General features: G+C 71.9%; 17 protein-coding genes. 14 read left to right on the top strand and 3 right to left on the bottom strand.

Annotated elements, in window-relative coordinates; genetic code table 11:
- Nucleotides 1–13 precede the first annotated feature (13 nt).
- The 14 genes from OG272_RS17990 to OG272_RS17925 all read left to right on the top strand — a co-directional run bounded on the left by OG272_RS17990 (nucleotide 14) and on the right by OG272_RS17925 (nucleotide 18,056).
- Complete coding sequence (locus OG272_RS17990; protein WP_405894040.1) at nucleotides 14–670, top strand: degT/DnrJ/EryC1/StrS aminotransferase; 657 nt, start codon at nucleotides 14–16, stop codon at nucleotides 668–670.
- Entirely contained in the window at nucleotides 667–1,986 is a 1,320-nt protein-coding gene (locus OG272_RS17985) for a DegT/DnrJ/EryC1/StrS family aminotransferase (protein WP_326582634.1), read from the top strand. Before OG272_RS17990 ends, OG272_RS17985 begins: the two co-directional genes overlap by 4 nt.
- The gene (gene argC, locus OG272_RS17980; protein WP_328507145.1) at nucleotides 1,979–3,061 is read left to right on the top strand and encodes an N-acetyl-gamma-glutamyl-phosphate reductase; all 1,083 of its coding nucleotides are present in this window, start codon (nucleotides 1,979–1,981) and stop codon (nucleotides 3,059–3,061) included. The genes OG272_RS17985 and argC overlap by 8 nt, the downstream gene beginning before the upstream one ends.
- The gene (locus OG272_RS17975) at nucleotides 3,058–5,412 is read left to right on the top strand and encodes a M20/M25/M40 family metallo-hydrolase (protein ID WP_405894039.1); all 2,355 of its coding nucleotides are present in this window, start codon (nucleotides 3,058–3,060) and stop codon (nucleotides 5,410–5,412) included. Before argC ends, OG272_RS17975 begins: the two co-directional genes overlap by 4 nt.
- Nucleotides 5,409–6,242: a thiamine pyrophosphate-dependent enzyme gene (locus tag OG272_RS17970; protein ID WP_326582637.1), complete on the top strand. Its 834-nt coding sequence runs from the start codon at nucleotides 5,409–5,411 to the stop codon at nucleotides 6,240–6,242. The genes OG272_RS17975 and OG272_RS17970 overlap by 4 nt, the downstream gene beginning before the upstream one ends.
- The gene (locus OG272_RS17965) at nucleotides 6,239–7,441 is read left to right on the top strand and encodes a transketolase family protein (protein WP_405894038.1); all 1,203 of its coding nucleotides are present in this window, start codon (nucleotides 6,239–6,241) and stop codon (nucleotides 7,439–7,441) included. Before OG272_RS17970 ends, OG272_RS17965 begins: the two co-directional genes overlap by 4 nt.
- Nucleotides 7,442–7,482: 41 nt before the next feature.
- On the top strand, nucleotides 7,483–8,736 hold the full coding sequence (locus OG272_RS17960; protein ID WP_326582639.1) for an ATP-grasp domain-containing protein: 1,254 nt from the start codon (nucleotides 7,483–7,485) through the stop codon (nucleotides 8,734–8,736).
- The gene (locus tag OG272_RS17955) at nucleotides 8,733–10,076 is read left to right on the top strand and encodes a hydrolase (RefSeq protein WP_328223135.1); all 1,344 of its coding nucleotides are present in this window, start codon (nucleotides 8,733–8,735) and stop codon (nucleotides 10,074–10,076) included. The genes OG272_RS17960 and OG272_RS17955 overlap by 4 nt, the downstream gene beginning before the upstream one ends.
- On the top strand, nucleotides 10,073–11,299 hold the full coding sequence (locus tag OG272_RS17950) for an MFS transporter (RefSeq protein ID WP_326582641.1): 1,227 nt from the start codon (nucleotides 10,073–10,075) through the stop codon (nucleotides 11,297–11,299). The genes OG272_RS17955 and OG272_RS17950 overlap by 4 nt, the downstream gene beginning before the upstream one ends.
- Before the next feature lie 108 nt (nucleotides 11,300–11,407).
- Nucleotides 11,408–11,893, top strand: coding sequence for a DUF2975 domain-containing protein (locus OG272_RS17945; protein ID WP_326582642.1), 486 nt, complete (start codon nucleotides 11,408–11,410; stop codon nucleotides 11,891–11,893).
- A complete protein-coding gene (locus tag OG272_RS17940; protein WP_326582643.1) occupies nucleotides 11,893–12,114 on the top strand; it encodes a helix-turn-helix transcriptional regulator in 222 nt (73 codons plus the stop codon). The genes OG272_RS17945 and OG272_RS17940 overlap by 1 nt, the downstream gene beginning before the upstream one ends.
- A 133-nt stretch (nucleotides 12,115–12,247) precedes the next feature.
- Nucleotides 12,248–15,997, top strand: coding sequence for an ABC transporter ATP-binding protein (locus tag OG272_RS17935; RefSeq protein WP_328223134.1), 3,750 nt, complete (start codon nucleotides 12,248–12,250; stop codon nucleotides 15,995–15,997).
- A gap of 121 nt (nucleotides 15,998–16,118) precedes the next feature.
- On the top strand, nucleotides 16,119–16,484 hold the full coding sequence (locus OG272_RS17930; protein ID WP_327729612.1) for a hypothetical protein: 366 nt from the start codon (nucleotides 16,119–16,121) through the stop codon (nucleotides 16,482–16,484).
- 141 nt (nucleotides 16,485–16,625) lie between these two features.
- Nucleotides 16,626–18,056 (top strand): S28 family serine protease, encoded by a 1,431-nt coding sequence (locus tag OG272_RS17925; RefSeq protein ID WP_326582649.1) that lies wholly within the window; start codon nucleotides 16,626–16,628, stop codon nucleotides 18,054–18,056.
- Nucleotides 18,057–18,119: 63 nt separating this feature from the next.
- Here the strand turns inward: OG272_RS17925 and OG272_RS17920 are convergent, their stop codons facing one another.
- From OG272_RS17920 to OG272_RS17910, 3 genes are all read right to left on the bottom strand, one after another.
- On the bottom strand, nucleotides 18,120–20,549 hold the full coding sequence (locus OG272_RS17920) for a protein kinase domain-containing protein (protein ID WP_405894037.1): 2,430 nt from the start codon (nucleotides 20,547–20,549) through the stop codon (nucleotides 18,120–18,122).
- Nucleotides 20,550–20,643: 94 nt separating this feature from the next.
- Nucleotides 20,644–21,375 (bottom strand): hypothetical protein, encoded by a 732-nt coding sequence (locus OG272_RS17915; RefSeq protein ID WP_405894035.1) that lies wholly within the window; start codon nucleotides 21,373–21,375, stop codon nucleotides 20,644–20,646.
- A 204-nt stretch (nucleotides 21,376–21,579) separates the two neighbouring features.
- Entirely contained in the window at nucleotides 21,580–23,382 is a 1,803-nt protein-coding gene (locus tag OG272_RS17910; RefSeq protein ID WP_327729614.1) for a glycoside hydrolase family 3 protein, read from the bottom strand.
- Nucleotides 23,383–23,776: the final 394 nt, after the last annotated feature.

Below are 23,776 nucleotides of genomic sequence, written 5' to 3'. Positions count from 1 at the left end.
GGCCCGACCTCCTATGGAACTGTTCGACACAGCCACCGTGCTCACCCGCGTCCTCACGTCGGGCGTGGTGATGAGCATCGAGAAGAGTGACCGGGAGCTGCCCGGTCTGGAACGACTGCTGACGAAGAAGACGAGGCGGAGCAAAGCCGTCCTGCTCAACAGCCGTACCGGGGCGATACACGCCGCGCTGGCCGGTCAGGGGATCGGCCACGGGGACAGCGTCGCGCTGGCGGAGCCGGACGCGGAGACCGCCGCGTTCCTGGCCTGGCTGGGCGTGACCGTGACGTCGTACGACGGGCCGGTGGCCTACGACTACATCGCGCTGGACCCGGCCAACGCCGACCGGCTCGGCGAGCTGGTCGCGGGGGCCACCGCGCCGGCGCTGGTCGTGGACCTGTCGGGCCTCGGCTTCGGCCCGGCCGCCGCCGTGCTCACCGACGACCCGCGCCTGTGGGCCCGCGCCGAGCGGCTGAAGATCTTCGGCGCCTACGACCTGCGCACGATGTGGACGCAGGAGGAGGCGGACGCCGACCTCGTACCCGGCGTGCAGTTCAACTACCGGCTCAGCCCGCTGGTCGCCGCCTGTGTGCGGATGGCCCTGACCCAGGCGGCACAGACCCAGGCGGCACAGCACCGGCCCGCCGCGACCTCCGGAGCGACCCAGTCATGATCACCGACTTCCCGAACTCGCCGCTGCCGCTGCCGAATCCGGCGGACCTCGACGACGAACTCGCCGCCCTGGGCGGCGGCGAGATCATCCCCAAGGCGCTCCGCCGCACGCTCTTCCCCGTCATCACCAAGGAAGACGTGTTCAACCTGATGCTCGCCCAGCGGCAGGCACCCGAGAAGGTCGTCGCCGACTTCGCCGAGGCCTACCGGGCGTACGTGGGCGCCGGGTACGCGCTGCCCACGGCCAGCGGTACCTCCAGTCTGCACATGGCGCTCGTGGGCGCCGGGGTCCGGCCGGGCGACGAGGTCATCGTGCCGGCGTTCACGTTCATCGCCACCGCACAGGCGGTCGTCGCGGCCCACGCCATCCCGGTCTTCGTCGACGTCGACCCGGTCACCTACTGCATGGACCCGGCCGCCGCCGCTGCCGCGATCACCGAGCGGACCCGGGCGCTCATGCCCGTGCACGTCCACGGTCTGCCCGCCGACGTTCCCGCCCTGCGCGCCCTCGCCGACCGGCACGGCATCGCCCTCGTCGAGGACGCCTCCCACGCCCACTCCGCGAAGATCGGCGACCGGGTCGCCGGATCCTTCGGCGACGCGGCCGGGCAGAGCCTGATGGCCGACAAGAACTTCCCGCTGGGCGGGGAGGGGGGCATCGCCTTCTTCGCCGAGGAGGAGTCGTACGAGCGGGCCGTCGCCTATCTCTCCGAGCACGGCATCGACTACGGGATGTCCTGGGTCGCCGCCGCCTTCGGGAGCAGCCAGCTCAAGCGGCTGCCGTACTACGACGAGATCCGGGCCCGTAACGCCGCGCTGCTCGGCGAGGCCCTCCACGAGACCGGGCTGTTCACGCCGCCGCACGTGCCGGACGGGCACGTCCACGCGTACAACATGTACCGGATCACCCTGCACCCCGAGGCCGTCGGCCTCGATGACCTGCCCGTGTACGCCGTCAAGGAGGCCGCGCACGAGCTGCTGGTCGCGGAGGGCGTGCCGGCGCGGGAGTGGCAGAACACGCCCATCCCCTGCCATCTGCCCTTCCAGCACCGGGACGGGTTCGGGAACGGCTATCCGTTCAGCCTCAACCCGGGCGCCGTGCGCGACCACCGGCCGCAGGACTTCCCCGTCACCCTCGGCATGCTCGACTCCACCCTCGTCCTCTGCCGCGAGCTGCGCTCCCCGGTCGAGTACGAGCGGATCCTGCGCTACGCCGACGCCTTCCGCAAGGTCGCCCGCCGCCCGGACGCCATCCGCAAGCTCGTCGAGGAGCGCGACTACGTGCGGCCGTACGAGAAGGCGGCCCGCCTTGGCTGACATCGGTCTTTCGAATCCTTCCGGCGAGAGGATCCGCGTCGCCGTCGTCGGCGCCAGCGGATACACCGGCGGCGAGGTCATCCGGCTCCTCCTGGAGCATCCGCACGTCGAACTCGCCTTCCTGTCCGCCGAGCGGGCCGCCGGTGCCGCCATCGGCGCGGTGCACCCGTGGCTGCGCAACCACCCGAAGGCGGGCGGGCTGAAGTTCCGGCCGCTGGCCGAGCTGGCGGAGATCGACCCCGTCGACGTCGCCTTCGGCTGTCTGCCCACCGGGGCGCTGCCCGAGCGGCTGCCGCTGATCTCGGCGCACGCCAAGCGGGTGCTGAACCTGGGCGGCGACTTCCGGCTGCGGGCCGAGGACGAGGTGCGCACGCACTACCCGAAGACCGCCGAGCACCCGCCGCTGGAGGACTTCGCTTACTACGTACCGGAGTTGAGCGCCGAGGTACCGGACGGGCGGTTCGTGAACCTGCCCGGCTGCATGGCCGTCACGACGATCTACGCGCTCTACCCGCTCTTCGCCGGGGCCGCGCCGCTGGCCACCGACCGGGTCGTCGTCGACGCCAAGACCGGGTCCACGGGCGGCGGACGGGGCAGCAACGAGCCGCCCGCCGAACGCACCGGCAACTTCCGGGTGCACAAGCTGTACGGGCACCGGCACGCGCCCGAGGTCCGGCAGGCCATCGCCGACTTCACCGGCGCGGCCGTGGACCTCCGGTTCTCCACGCACAGCCTGGACGTGGCCCGGGGCATCCTGGTCACCGCGTACGCCGAACTCCGTGACGGCGTCACCTCGTTGGACGTCAAGCGGGCCTACGCCAAGGCGTATGTGGGCAAGCCGTTCGTCCGGGTCCGCCCGGCGCCGAAGGCTCCGCAGGACTTCCCGATGCTCAAGGCGGTCGTCGGCTCGAACGTCGCCGAGGTCGCCATCGCGGTCCAGGGCGGCCAGGTCGTCGCCGTCGCCGCCCTCGACAACCTCATCAAGGGCGCGGCCGGACAGGCCGTCCAGGCGATGAACCTCATCAGCGGTTTCGAGGAGACGGCCGGCCTGCCGACGACGGCGGTGTCGCCATGACGACGCGGCTGGACCGGCCGGTGACGGGGGGCGCGCGCAGCGGCGCGTCGCCTCTCGGCACGCGGAACACGACCGGCGAGGGCACGGCGGAGAAGCACACGGTCAGGAAGCAGACGATCGAGAAGCAGACGATCGAGAAGCAGACGGCCGGCGAGGCCTCGGCTCAGCCCGGGGCCACCGCCACGGGCAACGCCACAGCCTTGGCCAACCCCTCGGCCACCGCCCCGGTTTCGGGCATCGCCTCGGCCACCGCCCCGGCCTCGGCCACCGCCCCGGGCACGGCTTCGGCCCCGGCCATCGCCATCACCACGACCCCGCCCATCACCACGACCCCGCCCACCACCTCGGCCCCGCCCACCACCACGACCCCGCCCACCACCACGACCCCGCCCACCACCACGACCCCGCCCACCACCACGACCCCGCCCACCACCTCGGCCCCGCAGGATTCGCCCGTGTCCGTCTCCTCCCGCCCCGTCGTCCGGTCCGTCCGGCCCCTCTACGTCGTCAAGGCCGGCAGTGCCACCCTCGATCGCGGGGGTATCCACAAGGAGCTCGCGGACCTGGTGGCCCGTGGCGCCCGCGTCCTGCTCGTCGCGGGTGGGGCGACCGGGATCGAGCGGCACTACGAGGCGATCGGGCGGCCGATGCCGCACCTGCGGCTGGCCAACGGGGACTCCGTGCGGTACTGCCCGCCGGAGGAGATGACGCATCTCGTCGACGCCTACGAGCGGGTGACCCTGCCCGCCGTGGAGCGGGAGCTGCGGGCGCTGGGGCTGCGGGTGTTCACGTCGGTCGCGGCGCGCGGCGGGCTCGTCACCGGCAGGGCCAACCGGCCGCTCAAGGCGGTGTCCGGCGAGGGACGCACCCTGGTGGTGCGTGATCACCGGGCCGGCGTGCCGACGGACGTCGACGTCGACGGGCTGACCGCGCTGCTGGAGGCGTACGACGTCGTCTGCCTGTCGCCGCCGGTCGCCGACCCGGCCGGCGGGGCGCCGCTGAACGTGGACGCCGACGTGCTCGCCGCCGTGCTGACCGGCGCGCTCGGCGCCGACCATCTGCGGCTGGTCACCGGCACCGCCGGGTTGCTGACCGACCCGGCCGTCCCCGGTTCGACGCTGTACGACGCCTATCCGGGCGAGGGCGCGAAGTACGCGGGCGGCAGGATGCGGCAGAAGGTACGGGCCGCCGAGATCGCCATGAAGGACAGCGGCGCGGACGTCGCCATCACCGGCCCGCACACGATGAGCGAGCCGTCCGGCTGGACCCGGTTCTGGCGTACGAAGGAGCCGGCGGCCGACCTCGGGCTGCTCACCCGGATCGCGTGCGTGCCGTCGGTCTCGCGGGACGAGGCCGAACTCGCCGCGTATCTGGCCGAGTGGTGCCGGGAGCGCGGCATCGACGCCCATGTGGACGAGGCGGGCAACCTCGTCGCCACACGCGGCGGCGGGCCCCGGCGGCTCCTGCTCCTCGGTCACCTCGACACGGTCCCGCACCACTGGCCGGCCGAGTGGCGCGACGGTGAGCTGTGGGCGCGGGGGAGCGTCGACGCCAAGGGCTGTCTGGCGAACTTCCTGGAGGTGCTCGCCCACGCGGACATCCCCGAGGACGCCCAGCTGTGCGTGGTCGGCGCGGTCGAGGAGGAGATCTCCTCCTCCAAGGGCGCCTTCCACGTCCGCGACCGGTACCCGGCCGACGCCGTCGTCATCGGCGAGCCCAGCGGTTCGGGGACCCTGACCCTCGGCTACTTCGGGCTGTTCAAGCTCCGGGTGACCGCCTCCGTGGCCAGCGGCCACTCCGCGGGGATGGACGCCGTGTCCGCGCCGGACCACCTGATCGACGTCCTCGGCCGCATCCGGGCGTCGGTGCTCGCCCAGGCGCCGGACGCGCTCAGCGCGGTCATCGACGTCCGGGTGGAGAACGGGCGGGAGCGCGGCACCGCCACCGGCATCCTCAACTTCCGGGTGCCGCCCAAGGCCGACGTGGAGGCGCTCAGGGCCGCCGCGCTGGGCCACGCCGGCGACGACGTACGCGTCGAGGTGCTGCGGGCCACCCCCGGGCACGCCGGAGGCCGGTCCAGTGCCCTGGTCAAGGTCTTTACCCGGGCCTTCGCCCAGGCCGGGATCCGCCCCCGCTTCGTGGTGAAGAAGGGCACGTCCGACATGAACACGCTGGCCACCACCTGGCACGACGTGCCGATGGTGGCGTACGGGCCCGGCGACTCCGCGCTCGACCACACCGACGAGGAGCGCATCGACCCCATGGAGTACCGCACCGCCCGCACCCTGCTCGCCGACGCGGTCCACCGGTGGTTCGCCCTGTCCGACCTGCCCGAGGGGAGCCGGCGATGACCACGGCCGTACTCGAAGAACCCCGGGTCGGGGACGGTGACCCGGTCGACCTGGTGGCCACGCTCACCGAACGTGCCGTCCGGGCCCGCCGGCTGGTGGTCGACATGGCGGCGAGCCCGCGCGGCTGCCACCTCGGCGGCAGCCTCTCCGTCCTCGACATCCTGATCGCCGCGCTGCACCGCGCCTCCGCCGACGACGGCACGGAGGTCGTCCTCAGCAAGGGCCACGCGGCCGCCGGTCTCTACGCGGCCCTGCACGTCAGCGGGGTCCTGCCGGAGAACCCGGCCCCGCTGTACGGCCTCGCCGGCCACCCCTACACCGGCCATCCCGGCCCCAAGGTGCCCGGCGTCCGCTTTCCCACCGGCAGCCTCGGCCACGGCGTCCCGTACGCCGCCGGGTGGGCGCTGTCGCAGCGGCTGCGGGGGCGGCACGGGCTCGGCATCGCGGTCGCCGGGGACGGCGAACTGCAGGAGGGCCTGGTCTGGGAGACCTGCCAGGTCGCCGCCGCGCAGCAACTGGGCAACTTCGTGCTCGTCGTCGACCGCAACGGCGGCCAGAACGACGGCATGGTCGCCGACATCTCCCCGCTGCCCCGGCTCGCGGAGCGGTTCGCCGCGTTCGGGTTCGACGTGACGGAGGCGGACGGCCACGACCTGCGGGCCCTCACCGACCTGCTGGCCGAGGACCGTTCGGCCGCCCGCAAGCCCCTGGCCGTCGTCGCCGACACCGTCAAGGGCAAGGGCGTCCGAGCCGTCGAGGGCAAGCCCGGCTGCCACTACGTGACCATCGACCAGGCGCGCGCCGCCAAGTGGAAGCGAGCGATCCGATGAGCCTGACCGACGAGCGGGCCGGGGTTCTGCCGGCGGGAGTGCCCGAGACAGCGTCGGGCGACGCGGCCGGGGCCCTCGCGGGCGAGCGGCCACAGGGCACGGCGGGCGCCCGGCCCGGTCTTCGCGCCGGGACGCGTCCTGTCGCCTCCGCCGACGAGCGGACCGTCGTTTCCGCCGACGGGGGGCCTGTCGTCTCCGCCGACGAGCGGCCCTTGGCCCCCGCAGGGCCCGCGCCCCTCACCGACCAGCGGCCGGTGACCCTCTCCGGCCGTGACGCCTACCGGGACGAGCTGACCCGGCTCGCCGCCTCCGACGACACGATCGTCTGCCTGGAGGCGGATCTGGGCGGCAAGGGACACCCCTTCCAGGCCGCCCACCCGGAGCGTTTCCTCAACCTCGGGATCGCCGAGGGGGCCATGGTGGACATGGCTGCGGGTCTTGCGGCCGGCGGCCACAAGCCGTTCGTCAGCACCTTCGCCCCGTTCGCCGCCCTCCGCGCCGCCGAGAGCCTGAAGCTGACCCTCGGCTACCTGGCCGCCGGCGTCACGGTCGTCGCGCCGTACGCCGGTGTTTCCGGCGCCTGGTTCGGGACCACCCACCACTGCCTGGAGGACCTGGCGATCCTGCGCAGCGTGCCTGGCGTGACCATCGCGGCCCCGTACGGCGACACCGAGATGCGCGCGGTCGTACGGGAGGCGGTCCGCTCCGGGCGCCCGCACTACATCCGTACGGGACGCAACGCCACCTACGAGTCCCTCCCGGCGCTTGCTGACGAACTGCCCCTCGTCAACTGGGAGTTCAGGGCCGGGCCCGAGGACGTGTGCCTCGTCTCCGTCGGCGAGGAGGGCACCCGCCTCGCCCTCGCCGCCCGGCGGGCCGTGCCCGGCACCGCCCACGCGCACCTCGTCTACCTGGACCACGAGCACCTGACCGAAGCCGCGGCCGAACTCGCCCGCCACCACGCGCGGTTCGTGGTGGTCGAGGAGCACCGGGGCCAGGGCGGGGTCGCCGAAGCGCTGGCCCTGCTGCTGCCGTCCTGCCGGGTCACGTCGGTGAGCGCCGACCGGAGCTGGCCCTCGCAGGGCGGCGACCACGAGGAGGTCATGGCCGCGCTGGGCCTGGACCTGCCCGCCGTACTGGAAGCGCTGGACCGCGCGTCGACGACGTCGACGGCCTCCGCCGGCCGCCCCACGAACTGATCGCACCCACAAGCCAATCCACGCCTGTCCAAGGAGTCCCCGTGCACATCCTCATGATCGAATGCAACCCGAACGGCATGGCCGGCATCGCCAACGCCCTCGACCTCGGCCACGACGTCACCCTCGTCTCGGTCGACCCCGACTTCTACCTCGCCGTCTCCCCGCTCACCGAGGCCGCCTACGCGCACCCCAACTGCCAGGTCATCAAGAGCGAGAAGGCCTTCTCCATCGAGGAGTTGACGGCCCTGGCCCGCGAGCTCCACGCCGAGCGCCCGGTCCACGGGGTGACCACGTACAGCGAGTACCACACGGTCCACACCGCCGCCGTCGCCGAGGCGCTCGGCCTGCCCGGGATGAGCGTCGACGGCGCCCGCAACGCCCGCCACAAGCACCTCACCCGCCTCACGCTGGACGGCAAGGGCATCCGGCAGCCGCGCTTCGCACACGTCTCCGACCCGACGAAGGTCGAGGCGGCCGTCCGCGAGATCGGCTTCCCGTGTGTGGTGAAGCCGTCCGACGGCACCGCCAGCCTGCACGTCCTGCACCTCAAGGACGAGGACGACCTCGACGCCTACCTCGCCGAGCTGGCGGAGGTCGTCGACTACGGGCGCGGCGTCGTCCGTATCCCGGACATCCTGATCGAGGAGTTCGTCACCGGTGAGCTGATCTCGGTGGAGTCGTGCGTGCTCGGCGAGGGCGAGGTCGTCAACCTCGGGCTGACCGACCGCCCGCTGAGCGGCTTCCCCCACTTCATCGAGATGGGTGCCACGTACTTCACCGGACACCCGCTCCAGGACGAGCTGTTCGAGATGACCACGAAGGTCCTGAACGAGCTGGGCGTCGACTTCGGCTTCATCCACACCGAGTTCCTGCTCGGCCCGGACGGCCCGGTGCTGTGCGAGGTCAACGGCCGGCTCATCGGCGGCATCGTGCCGAGCCTGATGCAGATCAGCTCCGGCGTCGACGCCTACCTGGAGGTCATTCGCCAGGCCCTCGGCGAGCGCCCCGAACTGCCCTTCCCCGGCGAGACCATCGCGGGCGGCCACTGGTTCGGCTCCCCGGTCGCCGGCACGGTCGAGTCCATCGGCTTCGACGGTCTGAAGGACCTGCCCGGCTTCCACAGCGCCCTCGCGTACAAGAAGCCCGGCGTCGAGGTCAGCCGTCTTTCCAAGAGCAACTTCGACTGGATCGGCCACATCATCTTCACCGGCGCCGACCGCGACGAGGTCAACAAGCGCAACGAGGAGGCCCTGGACGCCATCGACCTGCGCCTGAAGGTCGAGGTGGCCCGATGAGCCAGGCCGTACGCGGCCAGGAGGGGACGGTCACCCTGAACGGGGTGGCCGTCCCGGCCCTCGACCCCGAGGCGGTCTTCGACGTCACGACCGGGGACGGGGTCTTCACCCGTATCGAGAGGACCGGCCCCCGGCGGGGCGGCGAACACGAGCTCTGGCCCGGATACACCGAGACCCACGCCCATGTCTCGCTCCCCGCGAACTGGGACGACACGGTCGAGGACCCCCGGATCGTGGCCCTCCAGTACCTGTACCACGGGGTCACCCACGTCGTGGACATGTTCGGTTTCCCGCTGTCCGCCGACGCCTGGGCGGCCGGCCGGGAGGCCTCCCCGTGGCCATACCCGGAGATCACGCACTGCGGTTACGCGGTGACGGCGACGACCGACGCGGCGGGCCGCACCGGCCACGGCGTCGAGTTCCCGGCCCCGGTGTACATGCTGGCCGTCGAGTCCGACCTCGACCACGCCCTGCGCGCCAACGCCGAACGCGGCGGCACCTTCCTGAAGGTGATGTTCACCGACGGCACGGAACAGCCGGGCAGCCCGGTCCGGTTCTCCCGCCTGTCCGAGCGGGTGCTGCGCTTCACCGCCCGGATGGCGGCCGAGCGCGGCGTCACGGCGGTCATCGACTGCAACACCCTCCAGGAGACCCGCTGGGCGTACGAGTGCGGCTTCCGCCTCTTCGCCCACACCGTGCGCGACCGCACCCTCGACGAGGTCGACTGGAAGGAGTTCGAGGGGGCGCGGTTCGTGTCGACCCTCGCCGGGCTCCGGCCGATGATCATGACGGGGGAGGAGTTCCTCGCCGAGTACGGCCGCGAGGGCTTCGCCGAGACCCAGGACGTCCGCAACCTCGACTTCGTCCGGGGCATCGAGAAGCCGTACGGCATCGAGTACGGCGTCCAGGAGACCCGGACGGCCGCCCTCGCCGACATGCGCCGCAACGCCCTGGCCGCGCTGCGCCGCGGCGACCTCCTGGTCGGCACCGACTCCGGCAACACCGGTGCCTACCACGGCTACTCGCTGCTCAGCGAGCTGGACCTGCTGCGCGGCGACGACCCCGCACTGGACGGGATGCTGCGCCACCAGGCCACGGTCGGCGGCCGCCGCTACTTCGACGAGCTGAGCGGCCGGACGACCGGGGCGCACCCGCTGAGCGTCGGCGCCCCCGCCACGTACAACCTCCTGCACGCGTCCGCCCCCGACCGCGCCCTGTCGGCACTGCCCGTCAGGACGGTCGTCCGGGGCACGGACCTCGACCGCCCGGCGCTCGCCCGTGCGATAGCCGCCCTGCGCGCACCCCATGCTGTGACCGACCCGAAGGGAATGGCCGCGTGACCATCGAACGCAGGCGGGCGCTGATCGGCGTCAACGCCGGTATCTTCCTCGCCCACATCGGGAACTTCATCTGGTTCCCCGTCCTCGTCGCCTCCCTCGGCGGCACCGACAGCGGCTTCTGGGCCGGCGTCGTGATGTGCATGACGTACGTCGGCCGGCTCGCCGCCACCTTCTTCTACGAGGGGGTCGCCGCCCGGATCGGCATCCGGGGCGCGGTGTTCGCGGGCACCGCGACGGAGGCGGTCGCGCTGGGCCTGATGGGCTTCGGCAGCGGTGTCGTCGTGTACAGCGTGCTGGCCCTCTTCATCGGCCTCGGCTCGGGCACGGCCTTCCCGGGCCTGAAGAACGTCCTCGTCTCGTACCCCGACGACGAGCGCCCGAAGGCCTTCTCCACGTTCCAGATGTCCGCCCAGGTGGGCCTCTTCGGCGGCGCGCTGGCCGGTGGCCTCCTCGCCGACGTGGACCTGCGCACCCTGTTCTCCGTCGTCTTCGCGATCTTCATCGGCTTCTGCCTGGCGGCGTCGGCGTTCATCCCGAGGGACGGCTTCGGGCAGACGCCGGACCGGCCGGCGGAACGGGCCCCGCTGTTCAGTACGGCGGTCTTCAAGGGCATCGAGGTCCGCGGCGCCACCCGCTACTTCCTCCTCTCCGCCGTCTTCTGGTTCCTCTCCATCGGCTTCATGGTCGGCATCCCGCTGCACATGGAGGAGTACGCGTCGGGGTGGGCGCCCTCCGCCCCCTTCTGGATCACCGGCCTGACCGTGCTGGTCCTCCAGTACCCCCTGTTCAAGTTCCTGATCAAGCACCTGCGTCCGGGTGCGGTGATGGCGCTGGGGCTGGCGGGCATGGTCGTGGCGTTCACGGCGTTCGGCGCGGGCCGCACGGCGCCCTGGGTGGTCGTCGGCTGCCTCACCGTCGTCCTCGGCGAGATCCTCTTCGTCCCCTCCTTCGACATCTGGGTCGCCCGCAAGGTCCCCGCCGACCGCCTCGCCAAGGCCATGGGCGCGATGCACTTCTTCCGCAGCGCCGGCAACATGATCGGTTCGCTGCTGGCGGGTGTCCTGTTCGACCTGTCCCTCTCCTGGGACGCACCGGGCGCCAACTGGTACGTCGCGGCGGCGATCGCGGCCGCGTGCGCCTTCGTGTGCCTGTTCAGCCGGGACGAGAACCCGGCGGAGGAACGTGGGGTCGCCGCCGAGGAACGGGCGGAGGCCCCGGCGTAGGGCCACCGCGGGCGAAACCGCCGCCCACCCTGCCCGCTCCCTCCCACCCCTTGTGCAGCCTATCGAGTTTCGATAGATTTCCATCGCAACTCGATGGAAGGGTGGGCCATGGGAAAGCTGACAGTGCGTGCGCTGCGTGCCGTGCTCGCGGTGGTGCTCGCCGGCACCGTGTGCGTGCAGGCGTTGATGGTGTGGGCGTTGGCCACCGACCCGGAGGACGGGTCGCTCCCGCTGACCCCGCTGCGCCTGATCACGATCCTGGGCATGGCGTCGGCCCAGGTCGCCCTGGTCTGCGTATGGCGGCTGGTGACCATGGTGCGACGCGGAACCGTGTTCTCCCACGCCGCCTTCCGGTACGTCGACGGTGTGATCGGCGCGATCGTGGCGGCTGCCCTGGTGTGGTTCGCGGTCACGGCCCTCAACGCCCCGGGCCAGCGGGACGACCCGGGCGTCACCGTCATCATGGGCGGGATCGGCCTGGCCATCCTGGGGGTCGCGCTCATCGTGCTCGTGCTGCGGATGCTGCTCGCCCAGGCCGTCACGCGCGACGTCGAGGCGGCGCGGCTGCGGGCCGAGCTGGACGAGGTGATCTGATGCCGATCGCCGTCGACATCGACGTGATGCTGGCCAAGCGGAAGATGTCCGTGGGGGAACTCGCGGAACGGGTCGGGATCACGCCCGCCAACCTGGCGGTACTCAAGAACGGCCGCGCCAAGGCGGTGCGCTTCGCGACGCTCGCCGCGCTCTGCGAGGTGCTCCAGTGCCAGCCGGGCGACCTGCTGCGCTGGGAGGCCGAGGACGCCGCGGGCGGATGACGCGCCCCGGCGCGGGCGTGACGCGGCTTCTCGACGAGGGGGACGCCGTGCCCCGGATTGTTGCGGCGGGATGAAATCCGTGGCCCTCCGTGTTGGTGTCTTGCGGAGACCAGGACGAACGGAGGGCACCGGCGTGGTAGCGCAACAGGGGGGCGACCGAGGTTGGGCGCGCAGACTGGCCGGATATGCCTGGCGGTACCCCAAGGACGTGATCCTCGCCCTCGGGTCGTCCCTGGCCGGTATGGCGGTGATGGCGCTGGTCCCCCTGATCACCAAGGTGATCATCGATGACGTGATCGGGGACAGGACCAGGGACATGGCCCCTTGGGCGGCGGCCCTGATCGGCGCCGCCCTCCTCGTGTACGTCTCCACCTACATCCGCCGCTACTACGGCGGCCGCCTCGCCCTCGACGTCCAGCACGACCTGCGTACGGAGATGTACGGGACGATCACCGGCCTCGACGGGCGGCGGCAGGACGAGCTGTCGACCGGGCAGGTCGTCGGCCGCGCCACCAGCGACCTCCAGCTGATCCAGGGTCTGCTCTTCATGCTGCCGATGACCATCGGCAACATCCTGCTGTTCCTGATCTCTCTCGTGATCATGGCGTCGCTGTCCCTGCCGCTCACCCTGGTCGCGATCGCCGTCGCCCCCGCCCTGTGGTGGATCGCCCAGCGCAGCCGCACCAAGCTGCACCCCGCCACCTGGTACGCCCAGGCCCAGGCCGCCGCCGTCGCCGGCGTGGTCGACGGCGCCGTCAGCGGCGTACGCGTGGTGAAGGGGTTCGGGCAGGAGGAACAGGAGACCGGGAAGCTGCGCGAAGTGGGCCGCCGGCTCTTCGCGGGGCGGCTGCGCACGATCCGGTTCAACTCCAGGTACACCCCCGCCCTGCAGGCCGTCCCCGCCCTCGGGCAGGTCGCGATGCTGGCGCTCGGCGGCTGGCTGGCCGTCCGGGGCCACATCACCCTCGGTACGTTCGTCGCGTTCTCCACGTACCTCGCCCAGCTGGTCGGCCCGGTCCGCATGCTCGCCCTGGTGCTCACCGTCGGCCAGCAGGCCCGGGCCGGCACCGAGCGCGTCCTGGAGCTGATCGACACCGAGCCCACGCTTGAGGACGGGACCAAGATCCTCCCCGCCGACGCGCCCGCGACCGTCGAGTTCGACGACGTGTCCTTCGGCTACGCCTCCGAGCGCCCCGTTCTCGACGGCCTCAGCTTCGAGATCCGCCCCGGCGAGACCCTCGCCGTCGTCGGCTCCTCCGGCTCCGGCAAGTCGACCGTCTCCCTCCTCCTCCCGCGCTTCTACGACGTGACCCGCGGCGCCGTCCTCATCGGCGGCCACGACGTCCGCGAGCTGACCCTCGACTCGCTGCGCGCCGCGATCGGCCTGGTCCCCGAGGACTCCTTCCTCTTCTCCGACACGGTCCGCGCCAACATCGCGTACGGCCGCCCGGACGCGACCGACGAGCAGATCGAGACCGCCGCCCGGGCCGCCCAGGCGGACCGGTTCATCGCCGAGCTGCCCGACGGCTACGCCACCAAGGTCGGCGAACACGGCCTCACCCTCTCCGGCGGCCAGCGCCAGCGCGTCGCCCTCGCCCGCGCGATCCTCACCGACCCGCGCCTCCTCGTCCTCGACGACGCGACCTCGGCCGTGGACGCCCGCGTGGAGCACGAGATCCACGAGGCGCTGACGCACGTCATGGAGGGCCGCACCACCCTCCTCATCGCCCACCGCCGCTCCACCCTCAACCTCGCCGACCGCATCGCCGTCCTCGACGAGGGCCGCCTCGCCGACATCGGTACCCACGAGGAGCTGGAGCGCCGCTCCGCCCTCTACCGCCGCCTCCTCACCGACCCCGACGAGCTGGGCGGCGTCTCACCCGGGCACGTCCGGCCGGCGCACGCCCCCGAGGACTCCTGCGGACGCGACTCGATACGGGACGAGCTGGACGCCGAGTTCGACGCCGAGCGCGGCATCACGCCCCGGCTGTGGACCGGCGACCGGGAGCCCCGGGACACCGCCTTCGCCGGCACCCCCGCCACCCCCGAGCTCCTCGCCCAGGTCGAGGCGCTGCCCCCGGCGACCGACACCCCCGGCATCGACGAGGCCCGCGCGGTCGCCCCGGAGAAGTCGTACGGCCTGAAGCGGCTGCTGCGCGGCTTCGGGCTGCCCCTCACCCTCAGCCTGGCCCTCGTCGCCGTCGACGCGGGCATGGGCCTGCTGCTGCCCGTGCTGATCCGGCACGGCATCGACGACGGCGTCTCGCAGGCGGCCCTCGGCGCGGTCTGGGCCGCGTCCCTGCTGGGGCTGCTCGCGGTCGTCGCCCAGTGGGCGGCGCAGATCGGCGAGATGCGCATGACCGGCCGGACCGGCGAACGCGTCCTGTACTCCCTCCGCCTGAAGATCTTCGCCCAGCTCCAGCGCCTCGGACTCGACTACTACGAGCGGGAGTTGACGGGCCGGATCATGACGAGGATGACGACGGACGTCGACGCCCTCTCGACCTTCCTCCAGACCGGCCTGGTCACGGCCTTCGTCTCCGTCGTCACCTTCTTCGGCATCATGGGCGCCCTGCTCGTGCTCGACGTCCAGCTCGCCCTCGTCGTCTTCGCCACGCTCCCGCCGCTGATCGTCTGCACGGTCTTCTTCCGCCGGGCGAGCGTGAAGGCGTACGAACTGGCCCGTGAGCGGGTGTCCGTGGTCAACGCGGACCTGCAGGAGTCGGTGGCCGGGCTGCGGATCGTGCAGGCGTTCCGGCGCGAGCGCGACGGCGGCGAGCGGTTCGCGGCCGGCAGCGACAGCTACCGCCGGGCCCGGGTCCACGGCCAGTGGCTGATCTCGCTCTACTTCCCGTTCGTGCAGTTCCTGTCCTCGGCGGCGGCGGCGGCCGTCCTGATCGTCGGCGCCCACCGGGTCGACGCGGGCACTCTCACCACCGGCGCGCTGGTGGCGTACCTCCTCTACATCGACCTCTTCTTCGCCCCCGTCCAGCAGCTCTCCCAGGTCTTCGACGGCTACCAGCAGGCCACCGTCTCCCTGGGCCGTATCCAGGAACTCCTCCAGGAGCCGACGTCGACGAAGGCGGCCCCCGAACCCCTGGAGGTGCTGTCCCTGCGCGGCGACATCACCTTCGAGGACGTGGACTTCGCGTACCACTCCTCCGACGGCGCCTCCTCCGACGGCGCCGAAGCGGCCCTCAGCAGTGTGGCGCTGTCGATTCCCGCGGGCCAGACCGTCGCCTTCGTCGGCGAGACCGGCGCCGGCAAGTCGACGCTCGTCAAGCTCGTCGCCCGCTTCTACGACCCCACCGGCGGCCGGGTCACCGTCGACGGCACCGATCTGCGTGACCTCGACATGACCTCGTACCGTCACCGGCTGGGCGTCGTCCCGCAGGAGGCGTACCTCTTCCAGGGCACGATCCGGGACGCCATCGCCTACGGCCGCCCCGACGCCACGGACGCCGAGGTGGAGGCCGCGGCCCGGGCCGTCGGCGCCCACGACATGGTCGCCACGCTCGACGGCGGCTACCTCCACGAGGTCGCCGAACGGGGCCGCAACCTCTCCGCCGGCCAGCGCCAGCTGATCGCCCTGGCCCGCGCGGAGCTGGTGAACCCCGACATCCTGCTCCTCGACGAGGCGACGGCGGCCCTGGACCTGGCCACCGAGGCCCAGGTCAACCAGGCCACCGACCGTCTCACCGGCCGCCGTACGACCCTCGTCGTCGCCCACCGCCTCACCACGGCGGCCCGCGCCGACCGCGTCGTCGTCATGGCCCACGGCCGCGTCGCGGAGGACGGCACCCACGATGAACTGCTGGCCCGCGACGGACAGTACGCGCAGCTGTGGCGCACCTTCGTGGGCGAGCCGGTGCTGAAGCCGTAGGGGTCCCTCGTAGCGTGTCGCTCTGAGCGCGCAACCGTTCGAGGGGGGTTGTGCGTCCGTACATCAGTACGGGCGTGTGGCGGGAGGGGCAGCAGTGAGCAGGCGTGGGATACGTCGGCCGATGGCGCTCGGACTGGCCGTGCTGACGGCCGCCGGGCTGCTGACGCTGGCCGGGCCGACGGGGAACGCCGAGGCGGCCGCCCCGGGGTGCGGCGGGCGCAAGGTGCGGACGCTGACGTTCGACGCGGGGACCATCAAGGTCTACCGGAAGGGCAGCCGGTACGTGTGTGCCGTGCTCGTGCCCGAGAAGGCCGGGACGAACAAGGTCCGCAGGGCGTCCGTCCAGATTCGCCCCTGGGCCGGGCAGTGGGCGAAGAACAAGAAACGCCCCACCGGACCCGTGACCGTGCACGCGGGCAAGCGCGGTGTGTGGATCAAGGCGCGGGTCGGCTCGCGGACGTACGACTCGGGCTGGATCCTCCGCTGACCCCTCCCCCCTCGCACAGGGTTTTCCCTATCGCTCCCATCTGCGGCTGAAAGCAGTCCAGTTGGCCCCTTTCTTCCCTGGTGCCCCGGCGGTCGCTCCGATAGCTTCCGGCGCACAGCTGCTGCATTAGGGGAGAAACGCATGCGCAAAGCACTCAGATGGGTGCTGTCGCTCGTGGTGCTCATTGGCACGTTGAGCACGGCGGGCGCGGCCACCGCCGCGGGGTCGGACACCGCTGACATCAAGGACCGACTGCTCGGGGTACGGGGCGTGAGCCTGGTCGAGGAGAAGGCGTACCCGGGCTACCGGTTCTTCGTCCTCAACTTCACCCAGCCGGTGGACCACAGGAACCCGAAGAAGGGCACGTTCCAGCAGCGGATCACCGTGCTGCACAAGGACACGGCCCGTCCGACGGTCTTCTACACCGGCGGCTACAACGTCTCCACGAACCCCGGCCGCCGCGAGCCCACCCAGATCGTGGACGGCAACCAGGTCTCCATGGAGTACCGCTACTTCAACCCGTCCCGCCCCGACCCGGCCGACTGGTCCAAGCTCGACATCTGGCAGGCGGCCAGCGACCAGCACCGCATCTTCAAGGCGCTGAAGAAGATCTACGGCAAGAAGTGGATCTCCACCGGCGGTTCGAAGGGCGGCATGACCGCCACCTACTTCGAGCGCTTCTACCCGAAGGACATGGACGGCGTCGTCGCGTACGTCGCCCCCAACGACGTCGTCAACAAGGAGGACTCGGCCTACGACCGGTTCTTCGCCAAGGTCGGCACCAAGGAGTGCCGCGACCGGCTGAACGCCGTGCAGCGCGAGGCGCTGGTGCGCCGGGAGCCGCTGGAGAAGAAGTACGCGGAGGTCGCCGCCGCCGAGGGCTTCACCTTCAACACCGTCGGCAGCCTGGACAAGGCGTACGAGGCCGTCGTCCTCGACTACGTGTGGGGCTTCTGGCAGTACAGCCTGCTCGCCGACTGCGACAGCGACGTCATCCCGAAGGACGCCAAGGCCGCGACGGACGACGAGATCTGGACGTCCATCGACACGATCTCCGGCTTCTCCTTCTACACCGACCAGGGCCTGGAGCCGTACACGCCGTACTTCTACCAGGCCGGTACGCAGCTGGGCGCGCCCACGATCAAGTTCCCGCACATCGAGAAGAAGTACATCCGCTACGGCTACCAGCCGCCCCGGAACTTCGTCCCGCGTGACATCAAGATGAAGTTCCAGCCGTACGCGATGCGCGACGTCGACACCTGGGTCCGGAACAACGCCAAGCAGATGCTCTTCGTCTACGGGCAGAACGACCCGTGGGGCGCCGAGCCGTTCCACCTGGGCAAGAAGACCCGCGACTCGTACGTCTTCACGGCCCCCGGCGCCAACCACGGCGCCAACGTCGCCGGTCTCGTCGAGGCGCAGAAGGACCTGGCCACGGCCCGGATCCTGAAGTGGGCGGGCGTCGCCCCGGCCGCCGTGCAGGCGGACCCGAGCAAGGCCAAGCCGCTGGCGAAGTTCGACTCCAAGCTCGACAAGCGTGACGTCGAGCGGGAGCCGGCGCTCCGGCCGTAACCTGCTTGATGCGTAGGTGAGTTGAGCCCCGGTACCGCCGCCCTTCGGCGGCGGTACCAGGGCCTACTTCTGCTCCTCGGCCTCGGTGTCCAGGCTCACCCAGCCCACCTTCGTCGACGGAGCGTAGATGACGCCGCCGGCCACCAGCGGCTCGGTGTGCAGGCCCACGTCCATTCCGCTGTCGTCGTCCAGGTACGGCAGGCTGTGCCGGTACAGCGGCTTGCCGGTGCGGGCGTCGAAGACGGCGACGCCCCGGGTGTTGACGGCGTAGACGCGGTCACCGGCCTGGATCGGGGGCGCGTCGGACGGCCCCCGGCCGGGCAACTCGGTGCGCCACAGCTCCTTCCGCCCGACCGCGTCGACGGCCACCAGCTCGCCGCCCGCCGCCGTGGGCGCGATGAACAGCACCCGGCCCGGGGTGACCGACAACTCGGGTGCCCCGCTCTGGCCGCCGCCGAGGATGGCGCCGGCCTCGGTGCGGATGCCCTTGGCGCCCTTCACGAGTTCCTGGCGCAGGACGGCGTCGCTCATCGGCGCCTGCTTCTTGTCCATCCAGGCGCAGTACAGCTGCGCTTCGCCGTCCTCCTCCAGCACCGCCTCGGTGCCGGACGTACAGGTCGTGGCCAGCGCGAAGTCGTCGAGGATCCGGCCGCTGTCCTTGTCGAAGACGGTGACGTGGTCGTCGCCGAGCGCGAACTGGTCGAGGCTGGCGAACACATAGAGCCGGTCACCCGCGACGCGCAGCGCCGGCTGGTTCCCCGTACCGCCCAGGCTGGAGGTACGCGCTCCCTCCAGCCAGCTCTTGCGGCCCGTGCGGGCGTCGACGGAGTGCACCACCCCGCCCTCGTCGACCACGTACACCCGCTCGCCGTCGCCCATGAGGTTCTCGGTGAGCGTCGCCGTCGCGTAGCGCCACTTGACCGAGCCGTCGGAGAGCGCGAGCCCCATGACGCGGTCGCCGATGTTGACGACCACGGTGTCGCCGACGACGACCGGCATGTTGCTGCCGTAGTACGACGCCTCGTCGTTCCGCCACAGCTCCTTCCCGGTCGCCGCGTCGAGGCGGACCGTACGGTCGCCGATGCACACGAGGGACGACTCGGCGTACACGCAATCGCTGTTCTGGAGGTTGCGCTGCCAGGGACGCCAGCCTTCGGGACGGCGCTCCGGGCTGTCGTGGTACGCGAACGAGAAGCCGCCGGAGCCCGACTGCGAGCCGAGGTACGCGGCGGAGCCCTCGGGCTGGGTGACGGCGCCGGAGCCGGCGCTGCTGGTGGGGCGGGGGCTGCGGCCGCCCGCCGGGTCCGTGCCCTCGCCGCCGTCGCGGAGCCCGTACACCAGCCCGCCCGTCAGCCCGGTCACCGCCATGACCGCCGCCGCCACGGCCAGGACCCGGCGACGGCGCCCGCGCCGGGGCGGGGGAGCGGGGACGGCGCCCGTGTCCGTGGTCACGGCGCCCATGTCGGTGGCGGTGGAGGCCGGGTCCGGTGCTCCGGCGGGCGAGGCCGTGTCCGCGTCCGTGACTCGGGGGGCCTCGCCTTCGGCCGAGGGTGACACGGGTGGCGGCGTGGCTTCCGGTGCGGCCGGCGGATCCGTGCTGGCTGATGGATTCGTGGTGGCCGATGATTCCTTCGTGACCGGTTTGTCCAAGGCGCCCGGATACGCCTCGCCCAGCATCGTCAGCAACTCGCCCGCGTCCGGCCGTTCCTCCGGCTCCTTGGCGAGGCAGCGCTCGACGACCGGCCGCAGCCAGTCCGGCAGACCGTCCAGCTTCGGCGGCTCGTGGACGAGTTGGTACACCATCGTGTACACGTCCGTGGCGTCGAAGGGGACATGGCCGCTCGCCGCGTACGTCAGCACCGAGCCCAGCGAGAAGATGTCGCTGCGCGGCCCGACGTCCTTCTGCGCGCGTATCTGCTCGGGCGACATGAAGGGCGGGGTGCCCACCGTGACGCCGGTGCCCGTGAGGCCGGGAGCGGTGAACCCGTTGCCGTCGGCCGCGCGCACGATGCCGAAGTCGATGACGCGGGGACCGTCGTCGGCGAGCAGGACGTTGCCCGGCTTGAGGTCGCGGTGCACGATCGCGACGCGGTGGATGTCGCGCAACGCCTCCGCGAGCCCCGTGGCGAGCCGGTACAGCTCCTCGTCGGTGAGGGCCGGCCCCTTCCTGACACGTTCGTCGAGTGGCTGCCCCGGCACGTAGAGGGTCGCCATCCAGGGCGGGTCGGCGTCCGGGTCGGCGTCCACGACCGGCGCGGTGAAGGCCCCGCTGACCTGCCGGGCGGCGGTCACCTCACGACGGAAACGGCGCCGGAAGTCGTGCTGGTGGACGAGGTTGCCGCGGATCACCTTGACGGCGACCTGGCGGCCCGAGGGTGACGTACCGAGATAGACGTGCCCCATCCCGCCGGAGCCGAGGAGCGAGTCGATGCGGTAACCGGGAATCTCCGGCAGCATCTCCTCACCAGGAGCACCCTGCGGATCCTGGGCCATCGTTCCCCCACCGTCGTCGTACGGGCCGTAGCGGATGATATCGATCCGCCACGACGGCGTACGGAGAGGTGTTCGACTCAGGCCTCACGCCTGCTCACACCGGCACCGCGCACCCCACCGGCCGGTCCCCGCCCAGGCGCACATACAGATCGGTCGTCGCCGGGCACTGCGGCTTCGTGTCGACGGCCGTGGTCACCTCGTACTCCGGATCGTGCTTGCCCGCGCCGTCGCAGGCGGTCTCGCGGACCTCGCCCCGCCCGGCGCTGTAGACGCAGTCGCCGACGATGGTGCGGGGACCGCCCCCGCCGCCGGGGTCGCCCGGGTGCGGCGGCTGGAGCCCCCGCATACAGGCGTAGCCCTGCGGCACGGAACCGTCGCCGTCCTCGTCCTCGGAGGACCCACCGGACCCACCGGACCCGCTGGATTCGCCGGACCCACCGGACCCGCCGGAGGAGGGCCGGGACTCGCTGATGTGGAGGACGAAGTCGGTGGTCGGCGGGCAGAGCGGCCCCTGCCCCACCCGGCCGTCGTGTCGCGCCACGACGCGGGCGGCGGCCCGCTCGCTGGCGCAGGGCACCTCGGTGAAGCTGGTCGTCCCGAACGAACTGCACTCGTCGATCCCGAGGAACACCGTCCCGTACCCGGACGGCCGGATCGGCGAGATAGTGGTCGTGGTCGTCTGTTCCTCGGGTTCCTGACCCACCCCGCCAGACCAGGACTGACACCCCGGGAGCGCGGCGACGGCCAGGACGACGGCAGCCACGACCACCCCTGTACGCACGCTTCGCACGCGACGCACTCCTCGCACGCGACGCAACCCTCGCATGGCCACCCCCCGATGAACCCCCGTCCAGCGTGACCCTGTGGAGAGGGTCACGCCAGACGAACCGTGCGCTTTGCGTCACTTGGGGGTGGTGCGCGAGGAGTGCGGCGTAGGCCCCGTACGTCAGGGTCCGTACATCAGGGTCCGCACGTCAGGGTCCGCACGTCAGGGTCCGCACGTCAAGGTCCGCACATCAGGGTCCGCAGGTCAGGGTCCGTACGTCAGCCCGTGCCCGATCGGGTACAGGACTCGCGCCGGGTCGTCGGCCCGCTGCACCGGCACCGGCAGCTTCCCGCGCGGTGTCACCCGCCCGGCCAGCACCCGCGCCGCCGCCCGCACCTCGACGTCCGTCCAGGAATACGACGCCAAGTAGCCCTTGACGTCGGTCAGTTGGGCCACGTCGTACGGGTTCCGGACCGCGACCGCGACCACCGGGACCCCGGTGGCGAGGAGCCGTGCGACCAGGGTCCGCTGGGTGCTGGTCGCCGTCACGTTGTACGTCGCCACGATCACCGCGTCCTTGCCCTGCGCGGCGGCGACGGCCCGGTCGATGACGGCCTGCGTGGGTGCCGTACCGGTCGACAGGCTGCTCGTCGTGAAGCCGAGGGAGGCGAGTTCGGCGGCGAGGACGGTCGTCGGCGGTCCCGTGGTGCCCGACGGGGACGCCGGATCGGCGCCGACCACCAGCACGTTCCGGTGCGTACGACGGGACAGCGGCAGCAGTGAGCCCTCGTTGACCAGGAGTGTCGTGGTCCGCTCGGCGATCCGGTCGGCGGCGTCTAGATGCCGCGCGGTCCCCACCACCCGGTCGACGCCCGCGTCGCTCACGTACGGCCGCTCGAACAGCCCGAGCTTCGCCTTGAGCCGCAGGATGCGGAGAATCGACTCGTCGAGGCGGGCCTCGGTCAGCTCGCCGGCGCGTACGGCGGCGAGGACGGCGTTCCACGCCACGTCGATGGACGGCGGGTTGAGGAGCTGGTCGACCCCGGCCTTCAGCGCCAGCACGGGAACCTGGTCGTCGCCGTACTTCTCCCGTACGCCCTGCATGCCGAGCGAGTCGGTGACGACGACCCCGTCGTAGCCGAGCTGCTGCCGCAGGATGCCGGTGAGGATCGGGCGGGAGAGGGTGGCCGGGTCGCCGGACGGGTCCAGCGCGGGGACCATGATGTGCGCGGTCATGATCGAGTCGATGCCGGCCCGGATCGCGGCCCGGAACGGCGGGGCGTCGAGGGCGGTCCACTGTTCCCGCGTGTGCTCGATGACCGGGAAGCCGTAGTGGCTGTCGACGGCCGTGTCCCCGTGTCCCGGGAAGTGCTTGGCGGTGGCCGCGACCCCGGCCCCCTGATACCCCTTCACCTGCGCGGCGACGAGCCCCGAGACGGCCTGCGGGTCGGCCCCGAAGGACCGTACGCCGATGACCGGGTTGGCCGGGTTGACGTTCACGTCGGCGACCGGCGCGTAGTCCTGCCGGATGCCGATCGCCCGCAGCTCGGCGCCGCCGATGCGCCCGGCCTCGCGGGCGTCGGCCCTGGAGCCGCCCGCGCCGAGGGCCATCGCGCCCGGCAGGAGCGTGGCGGGCCTGCCGACCCTGGCCACGATGCCGTGCTCCTGGTCGGTGGAGACGAGGACGGGCAGTCCGCGCGGAAGGGAGAGGGACGCGCGCTGAATGCCGTTCGAGAGACCGGCGATCTGGTGCGGGTCGCGGGTGTTGTGCGCCCAGGAGAAGTAGATGATCCCGCCGACCCGGTACTTCGCCAGCAGCTCGGCGGCCGTCCGGACGCCGAGCTCCTGGAGGTTGGCATCGATGTCGGCCTGGTCGGGCGCGGTCGCCGAGTGCCCGTAGACCCGCATCACGAAGAGCTGGCCGACCTTCTCTTCCAGGGTCATGCGCGAGATGAGGCCGCGGAGTCGCTTGTTGTGGGGGGTGCTGCCGGCCTGTGCGTCGGTACCGAGGGCCAGGGCCGCGGTGACGCCCGCCGTGGTGGCGAGAACGGTACGTCTGGAGGGCACGTGCGCTCCTTCCGGAGGGATCCGCTGAAGGAAACTTCCAAGGTGTCACGAATATCCAGGAAGTTTCTTCCGGTCAAGGGAACGCACGGCGACGCCACGCCCGAGGGGCCGTCACCGGCGCTGTCGGAGGGGGCGCGCCGGTGACGGCGTGCTGCCGGCCGCAGGCGGCGGAGAGGGTTGGTCAGCGATCGCAGCCAGCAGCGAGGCCGACACCGCACTGCGGAGACTCGTCCGACAGCATGGCGGTTGGACGGGGAGGGGCGGGTTCGGGTTCCCCGGATCGGCCGATTCCAGGAAGTTGGTACTGGTGGGGGCGGTGATGCGGCGGTGGAGGAACGCCTGGAGCCCCGCCTCCTGCCGGAGCCGCGTAACCGCGGGTGAGTGGGGGTGAGTG

The sequence above is a fragment of the Streptomyces sp. NBC_00104 genome (assembly GCF_045160825.1).
Classification (GTDB): Bacteria; Actinomycetota; Actinomycetes; order Streptomycetales; family Streptomycetaceae; genus Streptomyces.
The sequence above is the reverse complement of the archived record's forward strand: the minus strand, read 5'-3'. Positions and strand labels throughout refer to the sequence as shown.

Coding starts and splice junctions, on each gene's coding strand:
- OG272_RS17925 (WP_326582649.1), top strand. CDS start 16,626: ATGCGCAAAGCACTCAGATGGGTGCTGTCGCTCGTGGTGCTCATTGGC.
- OG272_RS17920 (WP_405894037.1), bottom strand. CDS start 20,549: ATGGCCCAGGATCCGCAGGGTGCTCCTGGTGAGGAGATGCTGCCGGAG.
- OG272_RS17975 (WP_405894039.1), top strand. CDS start 3,058: ATGACGACGCGGCTGGACCGGCCGGTGACGGGGGGCGCGCGCAGCGGC.
- OG272_RS17990 (WP_405894040.1), top strand. CDS start 14: ATGGAACTGTTCGACACAGCCACCGTGCTCACCCGCGTCCTCACGTCG.
- OG272_RS17970 (WP_326582637.1), top strand. CDS start 5,409: ATGACCACGGCCGTACTCGAAGAACCCCGGGTCGGGGACGGTGACCCG.
- OG272_RS17915 (WP_405894035.1), bottom strand. CDS start 21,375: ATGCGAGGGTTGCGTCGCGTGCGAGGAGTGCGTCGCGTGCGAAGCGTG.
- OG272_RS17940 (WP_326582643.1), top strand. CDS start 11,893: ATGCCGATCGCCGTCGACATCGACGTGATGCTGGCCAAGCGGAAGATG.
- OG272_RS17945 (WP_326582642.1), top strand. CDS start 11,408: ATGGGAAAGCTGACAGTGCGTGCGCTGCGTGCCGTGCTCGCGGTGGTG.
- OG272_RS17985 (WP_326582634.1), top strand. CDS start 667: ATGATCACCGACTTCCCGAACTCGCCGCTGCCGCTGCCGAATCCGGCG.
- OG272_RS17955 (WP_328223135.1), top strand. CDS start 8,733: ATGAGCCAGGCCGTACGCGGCCAGGAGGGGACGGTCACCCTGAACGGG.
- OG272_RS17965 (WP_405894038.1), top strand. CDS start 6,239: ATGAGCCTGACCGACGAGCGGGCCGGGGTTCTGCCGGCGGGAGTGCCC.
- OG272_RS17930 (WP_327729612.1), top strand. CDS start 16,119: ATGGCGCTCGGACTGGCCGTGCTGACGGCCGCCGGGCTGCTGACGCTG.